The organism is Desulfatitalea tepidiphila (assembly GCF_001293685.1).
In the GTDB taxonomy this organism is placed as follows: Bacteria; Desulfobacterota; Desulfobacteria; order Desulfobacterales; family Desulfosarcinaceae; genus Desulfatitalea; species Desulfatitalea tepidiphila.
On the sequence record NZ_BCAG01000006.1, the window covers coordinates 843549 to 868698 of the forward strand.

The window sequence follows — 25150 nt, forward strand, 5'->3', positions numbered from 1 at the left end:
CAACTAATACTGCGTAAATTGGCCGTGATGGCCGGAAAGCAGGAAGTTTACTCCCAAAAAGGTGAACAGCAACACGCCCAGCCCCACGATGGCCATGACTGCCGCGCGCCGACCCCGCCATCCGATGGCCAGACGGACATGCAGATGGACAGCATAGAAGATCCAGGTGATGGCCGACCACACCTCCTTGGGGTCCCAGCTCCAGAACCGCCCCCACAGGATTTTGGCGTAGACCATACCCGAGATCAAACCGATGGTCAGCAGGGTAAACCCGCAGACAATACATGCATATCCGGTGGTGTCAAGCAAATCCAGGGACGGCAGACGCTTGAAAAAGAAACCGCGTGTCTTGGCTTTGATGTTGCGTTCCTGGAGCAGATAGAGACCGCCCACTCCTGCGGCCAGGGCAAAGGCCGCGTCACCCGCAAAAATAGTGATGATATGCACCAGCAGCCAGATGCCCTTGAGCATATTTTGCGGCTGAAGGGGTTCGCGGGGAAACTGGGTGGCGATCAGAAGAATGAAGACCACCAGCGGCGCCACGTAAACCCCCAATATTTTAATTCGAAATTTCAGATTCAGCACCAGAAAGGCGCCGACCACGGCCCAGGCCGTCATGGAGAGCGTTTCGTGAAGATTGTTCACCGGCACGTGGCCGGTGTCCGCAAACGCCCAGCCGATGGAGACCGTGTGGCAGGCGAATCCGACCATCAGCAACAGGCCGCCGATCTGCTGCAGCCGATCGCGCTGTATGAACAGATAGGCGAAATAGGCGGCGCTGCTCAGCATGTATAAAAGAATGGCCGCAATAAAGGCGATCTGCATAAGGTTTCCTTATTCTTTTGGAGGAAGATGGCGGTCATCCACCGCATCGTCCGCCATCAGACCCGCATAGGTCACGTCCGGCCCGACCACCCGGGCCAGCAGGGCATCGATTTTCGGGTGATCGTCCTGGCGAATCAACGCCAGCAGTCCCTCGTCAATGAGCCGCTCGAAAATCGGCTTGTGCGCTTCGGGGGCATGTGCCTCGGCCAGCAGTCGCCGGCGCAACGCCCCCATAAGATCCAGGAAACGGCCATATTCGGGTCCGAATTGGGCCTGCAACTGCCGACGCATGTATTTGGCAAAGGCCGGGCTCTGACCGGAGGTGGAGATGGCGATGGTCAGGTTCCCCTGGCGCACCACCGACGGCAATACGAAATTGCACCGCTGGGGCTGATCGGCGATGTTGCAAAGACGGCCGGCTTGTTCGGCATCGTCATGAATGCGCTGGTTCAGCGCCTCATCGTTGGTGGCGCCGATCACCAGAAAGGTGCCCTGCTGGTCGGTACTGCGGTAGGCGCGCTGCTTCCATGTGATGCGACCCTGTTGGGCGAGATTGGCGATGGTCTCGGTGGCCTGGGGGCTGACCACCGTGACCCGGGCACCGCACGCCAGCAGCGCGCCCACCTTGCGTGAGCCGACCTGACCGCCGCCCACCACCAGGCAGGCGCGCCCCTGTATGTCCAGGGATACCGGATAGTATCTCATAAGCCTCCTTTGCATCGGCTGGGCGTCTGGCCACGTCGTACCTTCGCCGACAGCTTTCTGTCAGACGTCAAGACGTTTCATCACAAAACGAAGGACATCAAGTCTTCTGCTACGGTCACCGGCCCCTTATACGTGCCGGCGGCCTGTTTGACAAGATCCTGTCCATCGCACTCGGGATAGAGATGGGTGAGCACCAGGTGCCGGGCGTCGGCCCGGCCGGCGATGCGGCCGGCCAGAGAGGGGGTGAGGTGTCCCGGCACTTTGTGGCTGTCGGGCATGGCCGACTCGCAAATGAACAGGTCAACCTCCCGGGCCACGTCGACCAAAGCATCGCATACATCCGTATCTCCCGAACAGGCCATCGATCGACCGTCTGGATCGCTGATACGGTAGGCCAGGCTTTCAGGGCGATGGTTCACCGGCCGGGCAGTCAGCACAAAATCTTCGAAATAGCGGATCGTCTCACCGGCCAGGGTGTCGATTTCCTGCAAGGCCATCTGGTCTTCGGGCAGGACGATCCAATGGTCATAGACCGCCCGCAATCCCTGGTAGAACCGTTTCAGTCCGGTACCCGCGGCAAGGGTCAGACGGTGTGTGCGCGCCTCGGCGTCAGGATATTTGGTGGCGAAAAGCAGCGGGACCAATTCGGCGGTGTGATCCGGGTGAAAATGGGTCAAAAAAATGTGGGTCAGGTCAAAGATGGTCAACCCGTATTGCAACAGGCGATGCATGGTGCCCGGCCCGAGGTCCACCAGGATTTTGGCACGGCCGCTCTCCACCAGCACGCTGCTGGCGCTGCGCGTCAGACGGGGCACGCAGGTGCCCGATCCCAGGATCGTGATTTTCATTTTGATTTCAACCGCTTGGTTTGTGTCGGGCCCGCCGTTTCAGATGGGGGGGGCTTCTGGCGCCCGGCCCGCATGCCCCGCTCGATGCGCAGGCGGATCCAGTCGGAAAGCGCTTTCCAATCTGTGACATTGACGAGCGACGCGATGGCATCGAGGGGCACTTCGGCCCTCGCTGCGCTTTTGTGGCCGCCGGCAAGGCCCCAGCGACCGAAACTGTTCTTGGCCAGGCTGCCGGCATCTTTGCGGATGCCGTCGTTTCGGAAAATCGTCACCAGCTTGCCCTGGTGCACTCCGGCCACGATGCTCCAGTTGACCGAATCGATGCGCATGAAAAAATCGGCGATTTGCACGCACACATCCGGATGGTTGACCACGCCCAGACAGACACAGGCGCGCCCCTTGTGCAGATGCATCTCTTCCAGTGCCTTTCGGAAAAATTTCAGGAAGTCGAGCCGGATTTCGGCGCACTCGATGCGGCGCGCCAAGGCGATATTGGAGAGATGAAACACGAACTGAAAGGCCTGCAGGTCCTCGGCCACGGTATGACGTTCGAAATTGCTGGTATCGGTTTTGATCGCGTAATAGAGGCTGGTGGCCAATTTGGCGGACGGCTTGATTTTGGCTGCGCGCAGGTATTCGATCATAATGGTGGCCGTGGCGCCGTATTTGGGTCGAATGTCCACGAAAGGGGCCTGGGCCGAGGCACCCGGGGGATGGTGATCGATGATCACATCCGGCTTGAGACCGAGCAACAGCTCATGGTGGTCGAGCTGACCGTCGACCAGTACAATGCGCTCGTGACGATCCAGGTCGATTTGTGCGAACGGTACCAGGGTGACCCCCACCAGGCGGATCAGCACCAGATTGTCGGTGCGCTGGATCGCGTTGAGATTGGAGATGGTCACGCTCGCCACCTTGCGCCACAATAACCGTTTGACGGCCATGGCGCTGGCAATGGCATCCGGGTCGGCCACAATGGGAATCAAGACATGATCATCCCCGTTGAACCGGCTATAGAAGCGTCTCAGGCGCTCTTTGGCGGAAAGGGGCATGTGTCTCGTGCCTTTTTCTGAAATTGGAGTCTTTTTTTATCCTTAATCTATAAGCTTAACCGTGCCTTGACAACCCCCCTATAGAAACGTCGGCGGTCCATACCTTATGGCCGTTTAATGGAACAAAATCGAACATTGACACCTGCCGCATTTGGGGATATATCACCCAATTTTATTTAAGCCACTGAATATTTGTACTAAATTATCTCCACTCGCGACAGGGAAGGTTGAACCATCATGGAAGGGGCCTTAATTCCGGTTGTAGTTTTCGTCATCGTCTACGCATTGATCTCGTTCGAACTGGTCAACAAGGCGGTGGCCGCGCTGCTCGGCGTCATGGTGCTGCTGGTGCTGCACGTGGTTTCCGAGCACAAGGCGGTCGAATTCATCGATTTCGAGACCATCATGCTGCTGCTGGGCATGATGTCCATCGTGGCCATCGTCCGGAAATCAGGCTTTTTTACTATTTTATCGGTAAAGATCGCCGAGTTGACCAAGGGCAGCCCGATTAAGATCCTGGTCCTGTTTTCCATCGTCACGGCGTCACTGTCCGCCTTTCTGGACAACGTGACCACGGTCCTGATCATTGTGCCCATCGTCATCGAGCTGACCCGGGGCATGGGGCTGGACCCCAAGGTGTATGTCATCAGTCAGGCGGTCATCTCCAACGTGGGCGGTACGGCCACCTTGATCGGCGACCCGCCCAACATCATCATCGGCTCCAAAGTGGGCCTGACATTCAACCAGTTCCTCTTCAACCTCACGCCGCCGATCATCGTCTGTTTTGTGGTGGTGCTTTTTTATATCTGGGTGGCCAATCGATCCAAGTTCAAACCCATCGACACCAACCTTGGCAAGCTTTTTTCCGTACAGCTGCTCCTGGAAAAGATCCGTTACGAGTTTCTGGCGACCAAAATCGACCGGGTTTTTCTGTTTAAAAGCCTCGGCTGCCTGATTCTCACCATTCTGCTCTTCGTGACCCAGACCATCACCAAGCTCTCTCCCGGTGTGGTGGCCCTGCTCATGGCCATGGTGCTGTTTGTCATCACCCGCGTGAACGTCGAGCACATGCTCGAAGAGATCGAGTGGAGCACCCTGCTCTTTTTCGCCGGCCTCTTCATCCTGGTGGGGGTGCTGGAGGAAAAGGGCGTCATCGAATGGATCGCCCGCAACATTTTCCTTCAAGTGGGCGACAATCCCTATGTGATCGTGTTGATGGTGCTTTGGGTATCGGGCATCGTTTCGGGATTTCTGGACAACATCCCCTTCACCATCACCATGATTCCCATCGTCCGGTTGATCCTGGAAACCACGCCGATCCCCCACAATATCCTGTGGTGGGCTCTCGCCCTGGGCGCCTGCCTGGGCGGCAACTTCACCATGATCGGCGCATCGGCCAACATCGTCACCGTGGGCATGGCCAAGCGTTTCCGGGTCGATATCTCTTTTATCCAGTTTATGAAGTTCAGCGCCGTCATTACGATCATCACCCTGATTCTTTCTTCGATCTACCTGGTGATCTTCCTGCGACTGACATTGCCTTAATCGTGAACAATACCAAGGGTACGTTTGTGAGAGAACTATGAACGAAGCAGACAAAACCATTTTATGTCGACTGATCCGCGATCACGAAGATCTGGTGGGCTCCTCGCGTGCCACCATGCTGGCCCTTCAGGCCTTCAAGGCCTCCATCCAGGAGCTCAAGTGCGCCCCGGAGGAGATCCCCAACCAATATGCCGCCCTGGTCGATGCCATCAAAAACACCCGGCCCAAGATCGTTCCCCTGATTCACCTCATCGAGGAGTTCGAAACCGAAATGGCCCCCCATTTCGGCGCGGAGGCGGATCAATTGCGGGAAAAGGCGTGCGAGATCCTGCAGGCCAAGCATGATCGTATAAAAGAGAAGGTGGCCCGGATCATCCAGATCGGGCTCGATTGTATCGACGACGGCGACGTGATCGTCATGCACACGGCCAGCTCCGATGTGACCAGGATGATCGCGCTGGCCAAGGAGGTGATGGAACGTCGTCTCCAGGTGATCGTGCTCAAACAGGACTTCATCAAGACCAAGAAGCTGATCGATATTCTCAAGCAGGCGCAGGTCGAGCTGGAAACCGTGCCCGAATTCTCGTTGAGCCACTACATCGGCAAGGCCAACAAAATGCTCACCGGCGCCCTATCCATTACCCATGACATGAAGGTGGTTTCGGCCGTGGGCACGGCCAACGTCGCCAGCCTGTGCCATTTTCACAAGATTCCGGTCTACCTTTTTGCCAACACGCTCAAGTTTTCCCACGGGTTGAGCGAGGATCAGTGCATCCACGAAAAGCGGGTGGCCACCGTCCAGAACAACACCAACTATGTGCTGACCACCTATTCCCACGACATGCTGGATCTGGACATGGTCGATTTTCTCATCACAGAAGAGGGGATCTTTCCCAAAGATAAGATCGGCTCCTACGTCCAAGAGATTCAGTCGAGGCGCCTCGGCTGTTGTTAAACGTGTCCGTCCAAAAATGGCCAATTGGCCCGATATCGGTGTTGCGCGAAAAATTTAATCCTCGGAATATCGACCATATGCCTGCGGTTAAATTTTTCTTGCGCCTTGATCTCGACCCAATTTGCCTATTTGTGGACGGACACTTAACTGTCCAAAGTGTCGAGCTGAACGGAAATCCTCCACCCGGCCAACGAATGCCAGACACCCAACCCCCAACTGATTCACGCCGCTGGCCGAAACACCATCCGGTCTCCCTCGGCCGCCACGCGCAACGAGGCGCCGTCGGCAATCTCGCCCTTTAAGATGGCCATGGCCAGGGGGTTCTCGATGTGGTGCTGGATGGCCCGCTTGAGCGGCCGGGCGCCGTACACCGGATCGTATCCGATCTCGATCAACAGTCGCTTGGCACTATCTTCCAATTCCAGTGTGATCTTGCGATCCGCCAACCGTTTGGCCAGACGTCCGATCTGGATCTCCACGATGGCCCCGATCTGATCGGCCGACAGGTTGAAGAAGATGATCGTCTCGTCGATGCGGTTGAGAAACTCCGGCTTGAACTGAGCCCGCAGCGCCTCGGTCACGCGCCTTTCCATTTCGCTGCGCTGATTGCTGCCCAACTCCTGGATGTACTGGCTGCCCACGTTGGAGGTCATGATGATGATCGTGTTCTTGAAATCCACAGTCTTGCCGTGGCCGTCGGTCATGCGGCCGTCGTCCAGGATCTGCAGGAGTACGTTGAACACCTCGGGATGGGCCTTTTCGATCTCGTCGAAGAGCACCACCGAATAGGGACGCCGCCGCACCGCCTCGGTGAGATACCCCCCCTCCTCATAGCCCACATAGCCCGGGGGAGCGCCGATCAGCCGCGCCACCGAATGCTTTTCCATGTATTCGGACATATCGACCCGCACGATGGCCTGTTCGTCGTCGAAGATGAATTCGGCCAGGGCCTTGGCCAGTTCGGTCTTGCCCACGCCGGTAGGTCCCATGAAGATGAACGAACCGATGGGCCGGTTGGGGTCCTGCAGCCCCGAACGGGCCCGCCGCACGGCGTTGGAAACCGCCTCGATGGCCCGTTTCTGACCGATGACCCGCCGGCTCAGGCGATCCTCCATACCCACCAGTTTTTCCCGTTCGCTCTCGAGCATGCGGCTGACCGGGATCCCGGTCCAGCGGGCCACCACCTCGGCCACGTCTTCGTCGTCGACCTCTTCCTTGAGCATTTTTCGTTCGGCCTGCAGGGCTTCCAGTTCGGCCCGGGCCGTTTCCATCTGCTTGTTCAGCTCGATGGCCCGGCCGTAACGCAGTTCGGCCACACGGGCCAGATCCCCTTCCCGTTCAGCCTTCTGCTGGGCGATGCCCACCTGCTCCAGCTCCTCCTTGATCTTGCGGATGGTTTCGATGGCCCTCTTTTCGCGATCCCAATGGGCCTTCATCTGGGCCAGGTTGGCGCGTGCGGCCTCAAGGTCGTTCTCCAGCTTGGCCAACCGTTCGCGGGAGGCCGCATCGGTCTCCTTTTTCAGGGCCTGGCGTTCGATTTCGGCCTGGGTGATTTTGCGCTGCACCTCGTCGATTTCGACCGGCATGGAATCGATCTCGATGCGCAGCTTGGAGGCGCATTCGTCGATCAAATCGATGGCCTTGTCCGGTAAAAAGCGGTCGGCGATGTAGCGGTCCGATAGGGTAGCGGCGGCCACGATGGCCGAATCCTTGATGCGCACGCCGTGGTGCACCTCGTACTTTTCCTTGAGGCCACGCAGGATGGAGATGGTGTCTTCGACCGTGGGTTCGGTCACCAGCACCGGCTGGAAGCGCCGCTCCAGGGCCGCATCTTTTTCGATATGCTTGCGGTATTCGTTGATGGTGGTGGCGCCCACGCAGCGCAGGGTGCCGCGCGCCAGGGCCGGCTTGAGCATGTTGGAGGCGTCCATGGCCCCCTCGGCCGCGCCGGCGCCCACCAGGGTGTGCAGTTCGTCGATGAACAGGATCACCTCGCCCTCGGCCTTTTCCACCTCCTTGAGCACGGCCTTGAGCCGGTCCTCGAACTCGCCGCGATATTTTGCGCCGGCGATCAGGGCGCCCATGTCCAGCGCCACCAGACGCCGATTTTTGAGGCTCTCGGATACGTCCCCGGCCACGATGCGCTGGGCGAGCCCTTCGACGATGGCCGTCTTGCCTACGCCCGGCTCGCCGATGAGCACCGGGTTGTTTTTGGTGCGCCGGGAGAGCACCTGCACGATACGCCGGATTTCGTCGTCGCGGCCGATGACCGGGTCGATCTTGCCCAGGCGGGCCAGTTCGGTCAAGTCGCGGCTGAACTTGTCCAGGGCCTGGTATTTTTCCTCGGGATTGGGGTCGGTGATGCGCTGGCTGCCGCGGATCTCCATGAGCACTTTCAATATGGCATCCCGGTCCACTCCGTAACGCTGCAGGATCCTGCGTGCATCGCCGCTCTTGTCGTCCACCACGGCCAGAAGGATGTGCTCGATGCTGACATACTCGTCCTTCATTTTGTCGGCTTCGGCAAATGCCCGCTCCAAAACGGCCTTGGCCCGGGGCGACAAATAGACATCGCCGGCACCGGTGATCTTGGGCAGACGCTCCAGCGCCGCGGTGGCCTCCTGGGCGATGGCGCCGGGACTAACGCCCAGTTTGCGCAGAATCGCATTAGCCACGCCCTCGCGTTCGGCGAGCATGGTCACGAGCAGGTGCTCGGGTTCGATTTGCTGGTGGTTGAAGCGATTGGCCGTACTCTGGGCACTTTGAATCAGCTCCTGGGACTTAATGGTAAACTTGTCGAAACGCATATCTCCTCCCCAAATCAATGGTCTGTTTTTTGCATAAAAGCTATGAGAGATTAATCATGTCCGATGGGTTGTCAAACCGCTATGGCACCGAATCGGCAGGCGATCATGGCGATGGCCATCGGAATCGGGACGCCGGGCCACTGGCAGGACGACCGACCGGCGAGACAAATTTTGTCACCGCGCGACCCGGAACCGCCGGTGGCAGGACACGATAGCGTGAGGAAAACCGACAATGTCGAAACTTATACTAATGTTCAAAGACAAAATCCTGTCGGCTTACCCCTTGAGTGCAGGGGACCGGCTGACCATCGGCCGGCGGACCGACAACAATATGGTCATCGAGAACCTGGCGGTATCCGGTCACCACGCCCGGGTCGATCATCAGGGCGATCGTATTTTGTTAACTGATTTGGACAGTAAAAACGGGACATTCTGCAACGGCCAGCGCATCACCCAGATCGTGCTCAACAACAACGACGAGGTCACTATCGGTAAACATGTGCTGAAAGCCGACTGGTCCGATACCATTGTCGTGGAGCGATCGGACGAGGCCTTCGACACCCTTCCAGGGAATCTGGACACCGCAAGCACGATCCTGATGACGGACGCCTATGCCAAAGGCGGGAAAAACAGGTCGGCATCCGCAAAACCCAAAACGGTGCGTCCCAAAAACGACCGCCTCGCTTTTCTGGCCGGCGGCGAAGGCACCCGTTCGTTGCCAGAGCGGCAGTTGGCCATCGGTATCAACCCGGACGCGGATATCGTCATCGGTGGCTTGTGGGCCGTGCTGATGGGCGGTCCGGCGGCGGTAATTACCAAACAGGCGGGGGACTACTTTTTGAGATATGCCGGCGGATGGATCAAGCCCAAACGGAACGGCGCCCGCGTCAAGGGCACCGTGAAACTCAACCACGAGGATGTGGTGGAGGTGGGGCCGATCAAACTCGAGGTGCAATTGTGCGAGCGGGTGGCCGCGTGACCCGTCGCCGGAACGAACCGATTGTCTTTCATGGCTTGAGCGGCCATGTGTGCATAAAATTTTAAACGACGATGCCCAAACGCCTTATCCTATTCATGCGTCTCATCACTGTGCTCGTGTTGTCCGCGCTCTTGTGGGGTGGCGTTTGCCCGGCAATATCAGGAGAGTCGCCGGCCGGCGGTCGCCTTGCAGCCCAGGTTCGGTTGGAGCGCCCAGCCCCGTCCGACCCGTCCGGCTTGGATGGGTCCGCCGGAGAAAACGGTCTCCGAAAATTGCTCGGCGCAATCGAGGTGGACAAGGAGGCCCTCAAGCTTTACGCCAAATGGGTTATCGGCGCGCCTGTGCTGGTGGTTGCCATCCTGATTGCCATGCTGTTGCGACCCCGTCGCACGCCGGAAGCCGACGCCAGGCACGCCGCTCATCCGCTGAGTGCACCCCGGCGAACGGGCACTGCTGTTCCCAAAACCATTTTGCCGCGGAAAACCTCCCGCCCGACGGCGAAACTCTCTGACCAGCAACAGGTGCTGCGCTTTTTTCTTCAGCTGTTCAAACGGCAGCAGGGGGCTGACCCGGATTCACCCGCCCAGCTCGTCCGCACCGAGATGCGTCTTACCTGCCCCAATGAAACCTACGAGATGCGCATCCTTCAAAGCGACGAATGGGTGACCCGCCGCATGTCCATCGGCATGCTGGGCCAGGGTGGCGGCAGTCGCAGTCGGTGCTTTTATGTGATCTATGATTCCCATATGGTGATTAAAATCCCGCCAGTGCCCATGAATCGGTTCGGCGATTACAAACGCCAGATCGCAGCCGAGGGGCGCATCGTCGATCGGTTGGCGCCCAGACCGTGCATCGTGCCGCGAGTGTCGGTTATCCTGAAGGCGGTCCAGCCGTTGGCCGACAGCGAAAAGCTTCCCGAAGAGGTGCTGGAAGAAAGGTATGTTCGCCTGTTGCAGTCCGACGGCGAGCTGCAGGAACACCTGAAAATCGACGATTCCTTTGCCTTTTTCATGGATCTGGCCAAACACTGTTTTCTCAGCGCCACCCTCGAGGAGATTCACAACGGTTACCACCAGCTCATGGCCGAGGCGCGTCAGCATCCGGAATTGCTGTGGGACCAGCACGGATTCATCTGTCGCTATGGCGAGGCGGCCGGACCGGTCTGTCAGGCCCTCCAGGATGCCTATTATCGGTGTGAAGGCCAGATGCGCGACGTGCTCGAACAGGTCGGCGCCAGTAAAACCGTGCCCACCTACCACCTCAAGCAGTGGTTTCTATCCCACATGGCCGGGGAATCTCTGCGACGAGAGGAGGTTGCGCTGCCTGCCGAAACGGTCGAACAACTCAACCGATTGCTGGCCGAGGTGGTCCGTACGCATCGCTTCCAAGTCGACTTGTATCGTCGCCACCTGACCGATTACATTCGCGAAACGCGATTTTCCCAACATCGACGGCAATTCGAGAGCCTGGCGACCAATATGTTGGACCTGCTGGCCTGGATCGGTCAACGTGGATTGGCCCTGCGCGACTTGAAACCGGAGAATCTCTTCGTGGCCGGAAATCCGGACGACTATCCCGTCTTTCTCAATCATCCCGACAAATTCTCCATCGGCCTGATAGACGTGGAGACAGCCGTATTCACCGATGCCGAAGATCCGATCCTGATACCCCAGCCCCAACTGGCCGGAACCCCCCTGTATGCCACCCCGACCCATCTCATGTCCAATGCCATTCTACTGGAAGCCTACGAGGACCTGCCCACCATTCTGCATCTTCAGGACTGGTTCGCCACCATCGCCATCATCTTCAAGCTGGTCAGCGGCGAGAACCTGTTCGCCACCACCGCCCACGTTTTTCCAGAGATCCTCAACCGGCTCAAGGTGGTCGACCCGGCCGGACCGGACCTGATGGACGAGGTGATCCGCATCAACCGGCTCTTCTGGAACAGCGCCGTGGCTGAGTTTCAAACCAACATGGCCATGCACGCCGACCTGTTCGCCCGCGTGGATGTCACCATACCCCAGGCGCTGGTCGGAGACATTGCAGACGGGCTCAAGGCGGATCTGAGGGAGATCGAAAATATGGTCGGCCAGGCGGTCAGCGATCAATCCTTTTTCAGCAGCGGTGATAAACGCCGCTATCTTAAAGAGGCCCCCGCCGAAAAAATCGGCCAGATGAGAAGCAAGCTCACCCAGGAGATGGAGAGCGGCGAGGACAAACCCCAGCACCGGGAAGAAGTGTTGCTCTATTTTGAGCTCCTCGAAAGGCTCAAGGCGCGCCAGGAAAAGATCCAGCAGGCCGAGGCGACCCTCAAGGCACCCAGTGCCACCATCACCGCCGACCAGTTGCTCGACGCCATGTTCCAGCGCGTCTTCACCGCCATGTATCCGGCCCGCTGGCCGGCTCTGGCTCCCGAACTCTATGGCAGCCGAGCCTACCTTGCGGAAGACATCACCACCTATCAGGCGACGATGTAGGCGCCGCGGTCTAAAAGCGGTTTTTCAGGATGAAATTTTCCACGTCGTCGGGATGGACGAATGCTTCTGAAATGGCACGGTGACGGATGGAAATTCCGGCCGTATGCACCGTTTCCGGTTTGCCGCTGACCAGTGGATGCCAGGGGGGCAGCTCTTTTCCGGCGGCCACCAGGCGATAGGCGCAGGTTCGCGGCAGCCAGTGGAGTCTGGGGATATTGCCCGGTGTCAGTTCCAGGCAATCCGGGACGAGAACGTGGCGCAGCTCGTATTGGTCACAGCGGCAGGTTTCGATGTTCAGCAGATGACACGCCACCCAGGTATAGTAGACCTTGCCGGTGGTGGGATTTTTGAGTTTCTGCAGACAGCAACGCCCGCAGCCGTCGCACAGGGCTTCCCATTGCGCCGGCGTGAGCTGGTCCAGGGTGTTGTTTTTCCAGAAAGGGTCCACGGCGCTAAACGAACTTTTCCTTCCAGGCTTTCATTTTTTCGGCCGGCCAGCGCACGCAAAAGGCCGGTCGCCCTTTCATAACCATCTGCATGCAGGCCTCGCCGCAGCTCGGATCGCAGTGAATGATCTCGTCTTCCCGGCCGTCGCGGACCTTCAGCGGCCATTGGGGATCGGCCCACAAGACGCGGGCCAGGCCGATCAGGTCGGTATTGCCTTGGGCGACGGCCTGTTCGGCGATGGCGCCGGTGGACAGACGGCCGGCGGCGATGACCGGCACATCGACCTGTTCGCGAATGGCCGCCGCCAGATCGAGCATGTAGCCGGTCTGTTTTGATTTTTCCACGATCTCGGGCCGCGAAAAGGATTCGTAGGTCCCCCCCATCACGGAGATGTAGGCGATGCCCGCATCCGCCAGGGTTTTGGCGAATCGGCGCGAATCCTCCAATTGCAGACCGCCGGGCAGCCATTCATCGGCCAGAAAGCGGTAGCCCACAGGAAGGTGACCCACTGCCGCTTTCACCTGTCCCAGCACTTCCAGGGCGAAGCGCTGGCGGTTGTCGAGACTGCCGCCGTAGCGGTCGTCGCGGCGGTTGGTGTGCGGAGAGAGGAATTGGGCCAGCAGGTACCCGGTACCGCCGTGCAGTTCGACCATGTCGAACCCAGCGGCCTTGGCCCGCGCCGCGGCCTGGGAATAGCAGCCGATGATGTGCTGAATGGTCGATTCGTCCAGGGCCCTGGGCATTCGGCGGAAGGTCTCCACGGCGGATGGCGCCAGCGGTTCGGGGGCAGCGTGGGCAAAGCGTCCCGCATGGTTGATCTGCAGGCAGGCCCGGGCACCCGCCTCATGGATAGTTTGGGCCAGGGTGCGCAGGCCATCGAGGCCCTCGTCGGTGTCGGCCCGCAACGTGCGGTTCGAACCGCTGCCGCCGGGATGATCCACGGTGGCGTTTTCCACCACGACCATGGCTACCCCGCTCTGGGCCATGAGGCGGTAGTGGTCCAATAGCATCGGACTGACCGTGCCGCCCTCGCCGGCATAGCCGAGGTAGAGCGGCGCCATGGTCAAGCGGTTGGGCAGGGTCACTCCCTGGATGGTGATGCCGGAAAACAAGTGGCTGAACATGGGTGGGCCTCTTTTCGAGTGGGGTATAAAAAAATTGATGGAACTTGTAAAAAGTCGTTGCCGGACGGCGCCGTAAGAAGTTCAAGATCAAGGCGCGCGAAATCCCGTGTCCTGAGGCGAACTTGTGGTACGCCGCAAGGACGACGGGATGAGCGCAACGCAGATATTGGACTTCTTACGGTGTCGTCAAAAGTTATATAGCACGATATGCACTAATACTGGCAGGGTTTTCAATTTTGACAGACGGCATCGGCGCGCTATATTTGGTCCAGTTCTATGGAGACACGGCTTGATAGAGACACTGAGCGAGCAGCATCACCGTAAAGGGGGGCGCATGAAAAAACCGCTAATCGCCTTGACCGTCGCTGTTTATGGGGTGATTCTGGGTTGCCACGCCATGCTGGGCAGCGAGGCACTGCGTCTATACGACCTGAAACATCAGCAGGAGCTCGAGCCCGTTGCATCCCTGGAGCGCTTGGCCGAGGCCAGGGTCATTCTGGTGGGGGAGCATCACGCGGTGACTGCGCACCACCGGGCGCAGCTGGAGGTGATCCGCACCCTCGTCGAGGGTGGCAAAAAGGTGGCGGTGGGTCTGGAGATGTTCCGACGGGAGAGCCAGGAGGATCTGGATCGATGGATCAGCGGCCGCATCGATGAGGCGGAATTCAAGCCGATATACCTGGACAACTGGAACTTTGACTGGGTACTCTACCGTCCCATATTCCGGTATGCCCGGCAACAGGGCTTGCCCATGATCGGTCTCAACGTGGATCGCGGTCTCACCAGGCAGGTGGCCTATCACGGTTTCACGTCCCTGAATGAGGACCAGAAGGCGGCCCTGGGCGCGGTGACCTGCGATGTGACGCCGGCTTACCGTGACTATATCCGCCAGGCGTACGATGCCCATGTGCATGGGAAGATGAAATTCGACAACTTCTGCGAGGCCCAGCTGATCTGGGATACGGCCATGGCGGTGAACGCGGATAGATACCTGCGGGCCAATCCGGACACGGTGCTGGTCATCCTGGCCGGCGTCGGGCACGCCCAGAAGCCCGGTATACCGGCGCAGCTCGCCAAAAGGGCGCCCTGGCCCTATCTCGTCCTCCTCCCTGAAACCCCCGGCAGCTTCGACACCGAACAGGTGGACGAAAAGATGTCGGATTATTTGATAAAAGCCTCTTCGCGGTTTTGAAGGCCGGCCGTCACCATTAAGTGCCCGTCCACAAATAGGCAAATTGGGTCGAGATCAAGGCGCGCGAAAAATTTAACCGCAGGCATATGGTCGATATTCCGAGGATTAAATTTTTCGTGCAACGTCGATATCGGGCCAATTGGCCATTTGTGGACGGGCACTACCGGGCCTTGCGCGGCACGATCGGTTGCAGCCAGCGATTGTTTGCCCCTTCATAGAGCCATTTGTCAGGAAAGCCGCTCTTGCGGATGTAAGTAGGGTTCCGGGTCCAGTCGATCAGGCGTTCATAGGCCTCCTGGATTTTGAGAAAGGCCTGGGCGCTGCCCCCAAGATCGGGATGGTGCCGCTTCACCTGATGGCGGTAAGCCTGCTTGATGCGCTGTTGCATATTGGACGGCGTCAGTTCTTCGGTGCTCAATTCGAGGGTGATCAGGTGGCGTGCCCCTACGGCGGGAACCGCCAGGGTGCTGGGAATCACGCTACCGATCGCCTGCCCGGCCATTCGCGCCTGTTCGAGCACATGCTGGGAGGCCACATACCGCTTCTTGGTGCGATTGCGCTCGTTCCACCACTCGGTGCCCAGCATGTTGGACAGGTCGCAAAAATCATCCACCGGTTTACGGCCAAAGCCGCGCGGCAGCACATAGCTGTAAATCTGTTCGTTGCCATAAGTGAGCAGGTCCATGACGATGACGAAATCGGTGAAATAAAAGGTGGCATAGCGCGTGTTGAGGGCGCGCAACAAGCCCGTGCGCCGGTTGAGCGAGGCCAGAAGTTGCTGCCGACAGGATAGAGCGCAGTATCGCCGGTGGCGCGGTGGAAGGGGCCGGCCGCAAGCCAGGCAGGTTCGCCGTTTGGCGTTGCCGTTCAGGGGTAAGTATGTATCGGCGCTCTGGCACATGATGGATGGATCATTTCCTCTCTTGGTTCATGTTTCATCGGCCTCTGGCTCCTTTTCTTTAATTGCGGGCCATAGATGCCGCCATCCCGACGCGTCACGCATCATAAATCATTACAAACCAAAATTTCCATCCAAATTCAATCGTCAAGGCATCGAGGTCGGTCAGCAGCCCGACCAGGTTCAAGGTGCTGTGTGAAAAGCGTTCCTTTGGGGGCTGGGATTCTAACTGAATGCCATTCAATAAACCAGGCGTGTGTGGAACAGGTGGCCGATGCCACACGCCAAGCGGTCAAGTGCGGGTAAAATGCACGGCGGGCGGCCCAGAAACTCGCTGCGCTCAAACAGTCTGGACCGCTTGTCCGCCGTCTGCATTCAACCGGCACTAGTGACCGCTGGCTCACGTGGCCCTGGCCACCTGTTCCACCCACGCCTGCCATGTCCGTTGCCATGCGAATTATATTATTAAACGCCTTCTGTCATGCATGCCTATCAAGGTAAACCACATTCAATTCGAACTACTGCTTTAGGAATCAGGTGGGGTCGTGCGATCCGGTTGGCGGATTTTCCAAGGGGGGTTTTCCGGCCCGCACGCGCAGTCGGTTGACGGCGTGAAATATGCGGGGATGGCCGAAAATGCGATGGATCACCTGGCGTTTGCCGGGAAAGTTGATCAGGGCCAGGCCCAAAACGATGGTGAGGATGCCCTGGCCCGGCAGCACCAGCATGGCGATACCGGCGATGATGAAGATCGCGCCGAACAGGTTTTTGAGGATCCAATAGGGGTAGCGCCACAGCGCGCCCCTTCGACGCACCACGCTCATAGAACTTTGGGCCGTGAGATAATCTGCGGGCAGCCAGATCAGGATCATGGGAACCGCGATCAGGGTACCCACCCAGAAGAGCGCCGATATGGCAACGATGGTGCCGATGGTGGCCTCGCTGTTTCCACGGTTAAGTGATGTGATTTAAGGGAACACTATCTGTCTGTGTCAGAACGCGGAACGACGCCCCCGTTTGGAGGTGCCGTTCCGCGTCACAAAACACATCGGGCGGGTGATGTCAATTAATCGTTGAAGAAGGCACTGTCCATTTCGACGGTCAATGGGTCGCCGTCGGTGAGACGCAGGACGATGCTGTGGATCTTGGACAGTTCGTAGGCGTAAAAGTAACGGGCGGTGACCAGTTTGCCTTTGTAGAAATTGAGGTCCGCCGATTTGGGTTTGCCGTCCAGGGCGTTCTGGGCGGCCGTGGCCTGCCGCAACCATTGCCAGGCCACGGCGATGATGCCGAACATTTCAAGATAGAGGGTGGCATCGGCCAGGAAGACCTCCACGCCCTTTTGTGCGAACAGTCCACCTAACTTCAGCGTGGTCTGCTCGAGGGTCTGCATGGCGGCTTCGAGCTTTTGCACCAGGGGTTGGAGAGCGGCGAGCCCACGGGCCGCATCGAGGTCCTTTCGCACCTCTTCCTGGAAGAGGAGAAACGCCTTACCCTCTTGCATGATCACCTTGCGGCCGAGCAGATCCATGCCCTGGATGCCGGTGGTCCCTTCGTGGATGGGATGGATGCGGCAATCCCGGAAGTGCTGTTCGACCGGAAAATCCTCGCAGTAGCCGTAGCCGCCCAGACACTGGATGGCGGCGCTGGTGGAGAGAATCCCCATTTCGGACGGGTAGGTCTTGGCCATGGGAGTGAGCAACTCCAGCAGCAGGTGGTAACGGTCGTGCTCCTCTTTGGGTTTGCAGTTCAGGTAATCCTCGTACATGGCGCACTGCATGAGCAACCCCTCGGCGCCTTCGACCACGGCGCGCTGGAAAAGCAGCATGCGGCGCACATCGGCATGTTCCACGATGGGCACCTGGGGTGTCGCTGGATCCTTTTGTCCCAACTTGCGCCCCTGGGGACGGGTCTTGCAGTAGTCCAGGGCCGCATAATAGGCGGCCGAGGCGATGGCGGCGGCACCCAATCCCACGCCGATGCGGGCGCCATTCATCATTTGAAACATATACGAAAGACCGCGATTGGGCTCGCCCACCAGGAAGGCGCGGCAGTCGTCCTTGTCGCCGAAACTCAGCTCGGTGATGGGTGCTCCCCGGTAGCCCATCTTGTGAAACACCTGGGAAACCGAGACATCGTTGGGAACCAGGTTTTTTCCTTCCACCCGCAGCTTGGGCACCAGGAACAGGGAGATGCCCTTGACCCCCGACGGTGCGCCGTCGATGCGGGCCAGCAGCATGTGCACCACGTTGTCCACGCCATCATGATCCCCTGCCGAGATGAACACCTTGGTCCCTTTCAGCCGGTAATACCCCTGATCGGTGGGATAGGCGGTGGTGGTGATATCGCTGAGCGAGCTGCCGGCCTGGGGTTCGGTCAGCGCCATGGTGCCCTGCCAGTTGCCGGCCATCATATTGGGCAGATAGGTGGTTTGCAGCTCCTCGTTTGCAAATGAGTAGATCAAGCGGGCCGCACCAGAGGTCAATTCTGAATAGACGCCGGCCGAATAGTTGGCCGATGCGGTGATCAGGTGGCAGGCACAGTGCAGCAGTCCGGGCAGTTGTTCGCCGTCCCATGCCTCGGGAAAGGAGGCTCCGATCCAACCGCCTTCACCGAACTCTTTCATGATGTCCCGAACTTGGGGATGAACCCGCACCTTGCCGTCCTCCAGGTAAGGCGCCTTGCGGTCCATCTCCTCGAAAAGAGGGTACAGCAGCTTCTGGGCCAGCTTCATGGCGGCATCCAGCACCATGTCGAAAGCCTTTTGGTTGTGTTGACGGTAATACTCTGTTTTGGTGAGCGCGACCACATCATAAACCTCGTACATGAGGAATTTGAGGTTGCGCATGCTGATGAATTTTCCAGCCATGTTTCCTCCATTCTAAAATTGATGAACTCGACCCTCAGCCGTCGGCTTTCGGTCGGATTGTCTAATTGCCGAACCAGGCCTCGTCCATTTCCACGGCCGCGTTGCTCATCTGCTCGATGGAGGCCATTTTACCCAGGGTGCAGGGTAGAACGGTCTGGATGAAGAACTCACTGGTTTTGATCTGCCCGCGATAGAAGGCTTCGTCCTTGGCCTTGACGCCCTTGGCGATGGCATCGACGGCCACATTGGCACGCCACAAGCGCATCCAGGCCATGATCACATCTCCCATGGCTTCGAGGAACGGGAAGGCGTGGGCAAAGGCCTGTTTCACGTTGGGGCTCATGATGGTCTTGCCCAGGGCCATGGCCACCTGGCCCAGACGTCCGGCCGCGGCCTCGACCTGACCGGCGAGATCGGCCAGCCCCTCTTTTTGTTTGGCGGCATCGACGACCGCCTGAATCTCCTTGAGAAAATCGCCGAACGCCTTGCCGCCGTCCATGACGATCTTGCGGCCCAACAGGTCCATGGCCTGGATGCCGTCGGTGCCCTCGTAGATCGAGGCGATCTTGCAATCCCGCAACTGCTGTTCCACCGGGTACTCCTTGCAGTAGCCGGCGCCGCCGTAAACCTGCATGGCCTGGACCGTGATGTCAAAGCCGCGTTGGGCCGAAAACGCCTTGATCAGGGGGGTATACAGCCCGATCAGCCCCTTAAGGCGCTTGCGTTCTTCATCCGTGGGGGCCAGGCTCGCTTTGGCAAACAGGCTTTCGGTATAATAGATGAAACTGCGCATGCCCTCCACGTAGGACTTCATCCACATGAGCATGCGGCGCACGTCCGGATGACGGATGATCGGCACCGACGGAGAATCCTTGCCGGCGGTCATGTCCTTGCCCTGGATACGCTCGCGGGCGTAATTGAGCGCGTATTGATAGGCCACGGATCCGTGCACGAAAGCTTGAAAGCCGACACCCAGGCGGGCCTCGTTCATCATGTGAAACATGATTTTCATGCCCTGGTTCTCTTCACCGAGCAGCATGCCGCGGCATTGACCCTTGCTGCCCATGGTCATGGTGCAGCAGGCGCTGCCGTGAATACCCATCTTTTCTTCGATGCCGGTGCAGTAAATGTCGTTGCGATCACCCAGCGAGCCGTCCGGGTTGACCCAGTACTTGGGGACGATGAAGATCGAGATGCCCTTGGTGCCCTCGGGAGCGCCCTTGACCCGGGCCAGCACCGGCGAGATGATGTTTTCCGACAGGTCGTGTTCGCCGTTGGTGATGAAGATCTTGGATCCGGTGATCGAATAGGTGCCGTCATCGTTTTTCACCGCCTCGGTCGTCAGCGCACCGACATCCGATCCGGCATCCGACTCGGTCAACAGCATGCCGCCGGTCCATTCGGCGGTGTAGAGTTTTTTCACGAAGAGCCGTTTCTGCTCTTCGGTGCCGAACAGATCGATCATCTTGCCTGTGCCGTGGCCGAAGTTGGCATAGTTGACACAGGTGTAGTTGGCGCCCACCATGTACTCCGCCACGGCTCGCGCCACCGACGGCGGAAGGCCCTGGCCGCCCAGCTCCACCGGCTCGGTCAGCGAGGTCCACTCCCCTTCCAGGTAGAGCTTGTGGGCACGATGGAAGCAGGCCGGTACCTTCACCTCGTTATTGTCGAAGGTCACGCCCTGGCGGTCGCCTTCCGCGCAGATGGGCAACAGCTCCTTCAGGGCGAACGAGCGCGCTTCGTTGATGATCAGATCGAGGGTCTTGCGGGTGAACGCACCATACTTTTTTTCCTTGAGCAGCGCCTCGGTATCGAGCTGTTCATAAAGGATGAAGTCGATGTCTCTGCGATCGGTAATGACTTGGGCCATGTTCGTTGATCTCCTTTTCCAAATGGGCAAATTGATTATAAATGAAACATTTTAACCTTTCGATCACCGGCAGGTCTGTTCCTTCGGGGGCGGGACGAGATGGACATGGGCTGCCTCGGGCCAGGGATGCCGGTTGCCGCAAGGTGATGCAGCGTCGCAAAATTCGAGCGATGGGCATGCTATCAGACAAAAACGGGAAATGTAAAGGGCTCTTTGACGGTCGTGGGAATTCGCTGGAGCCGAACGCCGTTCAGTTCGATCGGTACCGCCCGAACGAAGTTACCGACTGCCTCCAGCTAAAGATTTTCTCGGAAAAACCGATAAAGATATCCGTTTGCGGTTTCGAGAAGGTATCCGGTGTCAAAGGTCGGACCCGCAAACCTAAAAACCGCCCTCGCAGGCGGCGTAATGTGAAATTGATCCGATGCGGCGGTGTCCGAATCGACCGCACGCTTGCGTGGGAGCGAGACGATGGGTCTGGTCAAGGTCGACAAGCTGACACCCGGCGCGGTTCTGGCCGATGAGGTCCGGGATGCCAACGACAGGTTGCTGCTCTCCAAGGGGCAGGCCTTGGAAGATAAGCATTTTCGCATTCTCAAGATGTGGGGGGTGTTCGAAGTGCACGTGCAGGGAGAGGACGCCCCCTCCGAAAACAGATCCGAACCCATTGACGGCGAACGCCTGGCAGTCGTGGCCGGTGAGGTAGGAGAGATTTTCGGTGCCGTGGATATCTCCCATCCGGCGGTCAAGGAAGTGGTGCGGCTTTCCATCGCGCATCGCATGAAGCATCCCCAGGCGCAGCCGCGACCGGCGCTTCGGCCGATGGCGGGACCGACCACGGTGTCCCGACGCGAGATGTTGGCCAAACTCGACCGGCTGGACGTCCAGCTGCCCGAGGTGCCCTCACTGGTCTATGAGCTCAACGAGATCATCGCCGACCCCATGTCCTCGGCCGGCGACGTTGCCCAGGTGGTGAACAAGAGCCCCAGCCTCACCGCCACCCTGCTCAAGATCGTCAACTCCGCTTTTTTCGGCTTTCGTTCCAAAATCGACAGCATCTCCCGGGCCATCATGCTGATCGGTTCCAAGGAGTTGACCAGTCTGGCCCTGGGGATCACCATCATGGAGACCTTCAGGACCATTCCCAGGGAGGTGATCGACGTCGCCTCCCTTCTCGAACACAATCTGGCCTGCGGCATGGTGGCCCGTATCATGGCGGCCCACGGTAACATGATTCACACCGAGCAGGTTTTTGTCTCGGGCATGCTGCACGACATCGGACGTCTCGTATTGTGCAAATATTTCCCCCAGAATGCCCGGTATGCCTTTGCCTCGGCCGAGCAGTCGGGCGATTCGCTGTTGACCATCGAACGCAACATGCTCGGCTGCAGTCATGTCCAGATGGGCAAGCATCTGCTGCGCAAGTGGAAGCTGCCGTATGCCCTGGAAAACAGCGTGGCCTACCACCATCAGCCGTCGGCTTCGCCCGACCCGGAAATGGCGGCCGTGCTCCAGATGGCCGACATGATCGTTCACGGCATGGGCATCGGCCACAGCGGCGAAAACAAGGTGCCCTGCTTCGATGATAAGGCCTGGCAGCGGATCAACCTTCCGGTGAGTGCATTTCAGGCCCTGGTCCACCAAGCCGCGCACCAGGTGGAAACCTTCCGCGATCTGATGCGCCGGAGCTGAACGATGACCGGATCCCTGACCGGCAAGTCCGAGATAACGATCCAGCGCCTGCAGGCGCGTATCGATCATCTGGAGGAGAATCGCCGGTTCATCCAGAATGCCCTGGAGATGGTCCTTTCCATGGCCGATTTCAACATCGACATCAGCGCGGCGGGCAATGGCCAGCTTCTCTCCATCGCCGCCGAGCGCATCAAAGAGACCATCCCGCTGCAGGGGTGCATGATGTACCAGGTCGATGACGAGAGCGCCGAATTTTTGCCGGCCCATTGTAACCCGGACTCCCTGTCCGCTCTTTTCGAATCCCAGGTAGAGTTCATGATCGAGGAGGGCTTTTTCGCCCTGGCCATCCGGGAGCGCCGCGGCCTCTACGTGGCTTCCCAGGACCACAGGGCCCACTTTCTCCTTCATGTGATCGCCAACAACTCCAGAGTCAAAGGGATGTTCGTCGGCTTGCTGGAAAAGGGGCGCAGCGCCATTGCCAACACCTCCCTGACCCTGCTCTCCATTGCCCTTTTCAACATGGCCACTTTGATGGAGAGCATGGATCTGTTCCGGATGGTCAAGAATCAAAACGCCTTGCTCGAACAGAAGGTGGCCGAAAGGACCCGCAGACTCAACGCCTCCAAATCCAAATTGAAGGAGGCCATGCTGCGCCAGGAACGCCTGGCCCAGGCCGCCGATCAGGCCAACCGCGCCAAGAGCCTCTTCCTGGCCAATATGAGCCACGAAATCCGGACGCCGCTCAACGGGATCATCGGATGCACGGAAATCGCCCTCAAATCCACCGACCTGAATGAGTGCCACGATCTGGCGCGTATCTCGCTCAACGAGTCGGAGCACCTGTTGAACCTGATCAACAATGTGCTCGACTATTCCAAGATCGAAGCCGGAAAAATCGAGTTGGAACAGCGCCCCTTCGATCTCGATGCCCTGGTGCGTTCCGTCGCCGACGGCATGGCCTGCCAGGCCGGCGCAAAGGGACTGACCCTAAAGACCGAGTATGTGGGCGATCTGCAGCCCCGGGTGGTCGGCGATGCCCTGCGCCTGCGCCAGGTGTTGATCAACCTGGTCAATAACGCCATCAAATTCACCGAAAGGGGATCTGTCACCATCCGGGTGGAACGGCGGCCATTGCAGGGACCAGCCGACAGTCAATCGCTGCGCTTTTCGGTCATCGATACGGGTATCGGTATTGCCCGGGAGCGCCAGAAAGCCATTTTTCAGCGCTTCGTCCAGGCCGACGAGAGCACGACCCGGCGGTTTGGCGGCACCGGGCTGGGCACTACCATCGCCTATCAACTGGTGCAACTGATGGGGGGGCGGCTGGAAGTTAGCAGCCAACCCGGCAAGGGCGCCGATTTTTTCTTCGCCATCGATCTGCCGCCTGCCGTCGACACCAGCCGGACCGCCGATGTCAAATCCGCCCAGGTCGCCGGGAGCGACGAACCGTGGGTCGCTCCACCGGTGCCCGGACGCATCCTGGTGGCCGAAGACACCCCGGTCAACCAGATGGTGCTGCGCAAGCATCTCGAAGAGCAGGGTCATTCGGTGCGTATCGCGGGCAACGGCCGGGATGCGGTGGCAGCCTGCCGGGAGGAGCGTTTCGATCTGATTCTCATGGATGTTCAGATGCCTGAAATGGACGGCCTGGAAGCCACCCGGCAGATTCGATCCATATTCGCCGACCATGCGCCCACGCCCGTGGTGGCCCTGACGGCCAACGCGGATGTCAAGACCTGGCGGGAGTGCGAAGCCGCAGGCATGGATATGGTGTTGACCAAGCCAATCCGGCGGGCCGCCCTGTTGGTGGAGGTTCACCGCTGGCTGGCTGCGTCCGCCAAGTCCCAGAGCGCTTCCCAGGTCATCCCGGAACGGAACGAGGCGGCGCCCGGCGTGCCGACGGATCGCCCAAACGACCAGCGGGTTCAATTGCCGGTCCAGGTTCCACCCGAGGCACCCATCGACATCGACACCGCTGCCTACGAGTTCGGCGACCGCCACATGGTTCGCGATGTGGTCGAAGAATGGATCGGCAATGTGGCCGAGCAGATCGCCCAAATCCGGCAGGCCGAGGTCGATGGCGATCTGCCGGGCATCCAGGCCAAATCACATGCCATCAAAGGCGGGGCGCTGACCGTGGAGGCGCGACCCCTTGCGGATACCGCCGCCGACCTGGAATCGCTCTGTCAGCGATCCGCGCAGGAGGAGCTGGCGCCGGCCATCGGTCGCCTGGTCCGGGCCTTCGAACATCTGAAGGGGTTCGTGGATACCGTGGCTTGGTGACCCGATGTCGAAGGTCATGGTTAACGATGCACGCAAAACGAAAATCAGGAGAGTGACGTGAAGATCTTGATCGTAGATGATGAAATGGCCGCCTTGAGCAAAATGAAGGTGCTGCTCTCGCCATACGGTGATTGCACCCTCTCCACCAACAACCACCAGGCGCTGCAGTTGTGTGCCAAGGCCATCCAGAGCGGTTTCCCATTCGACCTGATCACCATCGACATCCGGTTGGGCAATGCCAGCGGGCACACCTTGTTGGAGAAAATCATGGAGCTGGAATCCGGCGCCAAGGTGCCTCCGTCCAAAAAGATCATGATCACCGCATCGGGTACCCGGGAGAACCTCGTCAAGGCGCGCGCCAAGGGGTGTGACGACTTCCTGGTCAAGCCGGTCCGGCGAGACGCCCTCGAACAAAAATTGCTGGCCATGGGCTATGCCCGCAAAAACTCATCGGCGAGCAGTTCTAACTGAATGTGATTCAACCTGCAGAGCATCCTTTCCAGATGTTGTTGGATAAAAGAATTCGCCTATCAATGGAGATGGCAGGCCCGGGTGGGGCAGGTGGACAGGGCCACGTGAGCC

General features: G+C 59.0%; 19 protein-coding genes. 8 read left to right on the forward strand and 11 right to left on the reverse strand.

Annotation, left to right across the window (positions count from 1 at the left end):
* Window positions 1-3 precede the first annotated feature (3 nt).
* From ccsB to DFT_RS23775, 4 genes are all read right to left on the reverse strand, one after another.
* Entirely contained in the window at window positions 4-825 is an 822-nt protein-coding gene (gene ccsB, locus DFT_RS23760; protein ID WP_054034009.1) for a c-type cytochrome biogenesis protein CcsB, read from the reverse strand.
* A 9-nt stretch (window positions 826-834) separates the two neighbouring features.
* Window positions 835-1530: a precorrin-2 dehydrogenase/sirohydrochlorin ferrochelatase family protein gene (locus tag DFT_RS23765; RefSeq protein WP_054034010.1), complete on the reverse strand. Its 696-nt coding sequence runs from the start codon at window positions 1528-1530 to the stop codon at window positions 835-837.
* Window positions 1531-1610: 80 nt separating this feature from the next.
* A complete protein-coding gene (locus DFT_RS23770) occupies window positions 1611-2378 on the reverse strand; it encodes an MBL fold metallo-hydrolase (protein ID WP_054034013.1) in 768 nt (255 codons plus the stop codon).
* Window positions 2375-3430 (reverse strand): DHH family phosphoesterase, encoded by a 1056-nt coding sequence (locus DFT_RS23775; RefSeq protein ID WP_076750848.1) that lies wholly within the window; start codon window positions 3428-3430, stop codon window positions 2375-2377. The genes DFT_RS23770 and DFT_RS23775 overlap by 4 nt, the downstream gene beginning before the upstream one ends.
* Window positions 3431-3667: 237 nt before the next feature.
* Between DFT_RS23775 and DFT_RS23780 the strand changes: the two genes are divergently transcribed.
* Both DFT_RS23780 and DFT_RS23785 read left to right on the forward strand, forming a co-directional pair.
* Entirely contained in the window at window positions 3668-4975 is a 1308-nt protein-coding gene (locus DFT_RS23780) for an ArsB/NhaD family transporter (protein ID WP_054034015.1), read from the forward strand.
* A gap of 37 nt (window positions 4976-5012) precedes the next feature.
* Window positions 5013-5930: an IF-2B domain-containing protein gene (locus tag DFT_RS23785; protein ID WP_054034017.1), complete on the forward strand. Its 918-nt coding sequence runs from the start codon at window positions 5013-5015 to the stop codon at window positions 5928-5930.
* 221 nt (window positions 5931-6151) lie between these two features.
* On the opposite strand, the gene clpB is transcribed toward DFT_RS23785, so the two are convergent.
* Window positions 6152-8737 (reverse strand): ATP-dependent chaperone ClpB, encoded by a 2586-nt coding sequence (clpB, locus tag DFT_RS23790; RefSeq protein ID WP_054034019.1) that lies wholly within the window; start codon window positions 8735-8737, stop codon window positions 6152-6154.
* A 232-nt stretch (window positions 8738-8969) separates the two neighbouring features.
* Between clpB and DFT_RS23795 the strand changes: the two genes are divergently transcribed.
* Together DFT_RS23795 and DFT_RS23800 are read left to right on the forward strand one after the other, a co-directional pair.
* Window positions 8970-9716 carry an FHA domain-containing protein gene (locus DFT_RS23795; protein WP_076750849.1) on the forward strand — a complete coding sequence of 249 codons (747 nt, stop codon included), beginning with the start codon at window positions 8970-8972 and terminating at the stop codon, window positions 9714-9716.
* Window positions 9717-9811: 95 nt separating this feature from the next.
* The gene (locus DFT_RS23800) at window positions 9812-12193 is read left to right on the forward strand and encodes a protein kinase family protein (protein ID WP_152972131.1); all 2382 of its coding nucleotides are present in this window, start codon (window positions 9812-9814) and stop codon (window positions 12191-12193) included.
* A gap of 10 nt (window positions 12194-12203) precedes the next feature.
* On the opposite strand, the gene DFT_RS23805 is transcribed toward DFT_RS23800, so the two are convergent.
* A complete protein-coding gene (locus DFT_RS23805; protein ID WP_054034024.1) occupies window positions 12204-12641 on the reverse strand; it encodes a YcgN family cysteine cluster protein in 438 nt (145 codons plus the stop codon).
* Between the two features lie 4 nt (window positions 12642-12645).
* Window positions 12646-13764: an oxidoreductase gene (locus DFT_RS23810; protein WP_054034026.1), complete on the reverse strand. Its 1119-nt coding sequence runs from the start codon at window positions 13762-13764 to the stop codon at window positions 12646-12648.
* Between the two features lie 334 nt (window positions 13765-14098).
* On the opposite strand from DFT_RS23810, the gene DFT_RS23815 reads away from it, so the two are divergent.
* Window positions 14099-14956, forward strand: a complete 858-nt coding sequence (locus DFT_RS23815; protein ID WP_054034028.1) for a ChaN family lipoprotein — start codon at window positions 14099-14101, stop codon at window positions 14954-14956.
* A gap of 160 nt (window positions 14957-15116) precedes the next feature.
* On the opposite strand, the gene DFT_RS23820 is transcribed toward DFT_RS23815, so the two are convergent.
* From DFT_RS23820 to DFT_RS23835, 4 genes are all read right to left on the reverse strand, one after another.
* Complete coding sequence (locus DFT_RS23820) at window positions 15117-15857, reverse strand: J domain-containing protein (RefSeq protein ID WP_054034030.1); 741 nt, start codon at window positions 15855-15857, stop codon at window positions 15117-15119.
* A gap of 530 nt (window positions 15858-16387) precedes the next feature.
* Window positions 16388-16750 carry a PGPGW domain-containing protein gene (locus tag DFT_RS23825; protein ID WP_152972132.1) on the reverse strand — a complete coding sequence of 121 codons (363 nt, stop codon included), beginning with the start codon at window positions 16748-16750 and terminating at the stop codon, window positions 16388-16390.
* Between the two features lie 170 nt (window positions 16751-16920).
* Window positions 16921-18723 carry an acyl-CoA dehydrogenase family protein gene (locus tag DFT_RS23830; protein WP_054034034.1) on the reverse strand — a complete coding sequence of 601 codons (1803 nt, stop codon included), beginning with the start codon at window positions 18721-18723 and terminating at the stop codon, window positions 16921-16923.
* Between the two features lie 61 nt (window positions 18724-18784).
* On the reverse strand, window positions 18785-20593 hold the full coding sequence (locus tag DFT_RS23835) for an acyl-CoA dehydrogenase (RefSeq protein WP_054034036.1): 1809 nt from the start codon (window positions 20591-20593) through the stop codon (window positions 18785-18787).
* A gap of 471 nt (window positions 20594-21064) precedes the next feature.
* Between DFT_RS23835 and DFT_RS23840 the strand changes: the two genes are divergently transcribed.
* Genes DFT_RS23840 through DFT_RS23850 form a run of 3 tightly spaced genes read left to right on the forward strand, consistent with a single transcriptional unit; the run spans window position 21065 to window position 25039 of the window.
* Complete coding sequence (locus tag DFT_RS23840) at window positions 21065-22285, forward strand: HDOD domain-containing protein (protein ID WP_054034038.1); 1221 nt, start codon at window positions 21065-21067, stop codon at window positions 22283-22285.
* A 3-nt stretch (window positions 22286-22288) separates the two neighbouring features.
* Complete coding sequence (locus DFT_RS23845; RefSeq protein ID WP_054034040.1) at window positions 22289-24568, forward strand: sensor histidine kinase; 2280 nt, start codon at window positions 22289-22291, stop codon at window positions 24566-24568.
* A gap of 57 nt (window positions 24569-24625) precedes the next feature.
* The gene (locus DFT_RS23850) at window positions 24626-25039 is read left to right on the forward strand and encodes a response regulator (RefSeq protein ID WP_054034042.1); all 414 of its coding nucleotides are present in this window, start codon (window positions 24626-24628) and stop codon (window positions 25037-25039) included.
* Window positions 25040-25150 lie beyond the last annotated feature (111 nt).

Excerpts from the sequence above, each read along its gene's own strand:
- DFT_RS23840 (WP_054034038.1), top strand. The coding sequence starts at position 21,065 with ATGGGTCTGGTCAAGGTCGACAAGCTGACACCCGGCGCGGTTCTGGCC.
- DFT_RS23780 (WP_054034015.1), top strand. The coding sequence starts at position 3,668 with ATGGAAGGGGCCTTAATTCCGGTTGTAGTTTTCGTCATCGTCTACGCA.
- DFT_RS23835 (WP_054034036.1), bottom strand. The coding sequence starts at position 20,593 with ATGGCCCAAGTCATTACCGATCGCAGAGACATCGACTTCATCCTTTAT.
- DFT_RS23815 (WP_054034028.1), top strand. The coding sequence starts at position 14,099 with ATGAAAAAACCGCTAATCGCCTTGACCGTCGCTGTTTATGGGGTGATT.
- DFT_RS23810 (WP_054034026.1), bottom strand. The coding sequence starts at position 13,764 with ATGTTCAGCCACTTGTTTTCCGGCATCACCATCCAGGGAGTGACCCTG.
- DFT_RS23765 (WP_054034010.1), bottom strand. The coding sequence starts at position 1,530 with ATGAGATACTATCCGGTATCCCTGGACATACAGGGGCGCGCCTGCCTG.
- DFT_RS23845 (WP_054034040.1), top strand. The coding sequence starts at position 22,289 with ATGACCGGATCCCTGACCGGCAAGTCCGAGATAACGATCCAGCGCCTG.
- DFT_RS23830 (WP_054034034.1), bottom strand. The coding sequence starts at position 18,723 with ATGGCTGGAAAATTCATCAGCATGCGCAACCTCAAATTCCTCATGTAC.
- ccsB (WP_054034009.1), bottom strand. The coding sequence starts at position 825 with ATGCAGATCGCCTTTATTGCGGCCATTCTTTTATACATGCTGAGCAGC.
- DFT_RS23770 (WP_054034013.1), bottom strand. The coding sequence starts at position 2,378 with ATGAAAATCACGATCCTGGGATCGGGCACCTGCGTGCCCCGTCTGACG.
- DFT_RS23795 (WP_076750849.1), top strand. The coding sequence starts at position 8,970 with ATGTCGAAACTTATACTAATGTTCAAAGACAAAATCCTGTCGGCTTAC.
- DFT_RS23775 (WP_076750848.1), bottom strand. The coding sequence starts at position 3,430 with ATGCCCCTTTCCGCCAAAGAGCGCCTGAGACGCTTCTATAGCCGGTTC.
- DFT_RS23785 (WP_054034017.1), top strand. The coding sequence starts at position 5,013 with ATGAACGAAGCAGACAAAACCATTTTATGTCGACTGATCCGCGATCAC.
- clpB (WP_054034019.1), bottom strand. The coding sequence starts at position 8,737 with ATGCGTTTCGACAAGTTTACCATTAAGTCCCAGGAGCTGATTCAAAGT.
- DFT_RS23800 (WP_152972131.1), top strand. The coding sequence starts at position 9,812 with ATGCGTCTCATCACTGTGCTCGTGTTGTCCGCGCTCTTGTGGGGTGGC.
- DFT_RS23820 (WP_054034030.1), bottom strand. The coding sequence starts at position 15,857 with ATGTGCCAGAGCGCCGATACATACTTACCCCTGAACGGCAACGCCAAA.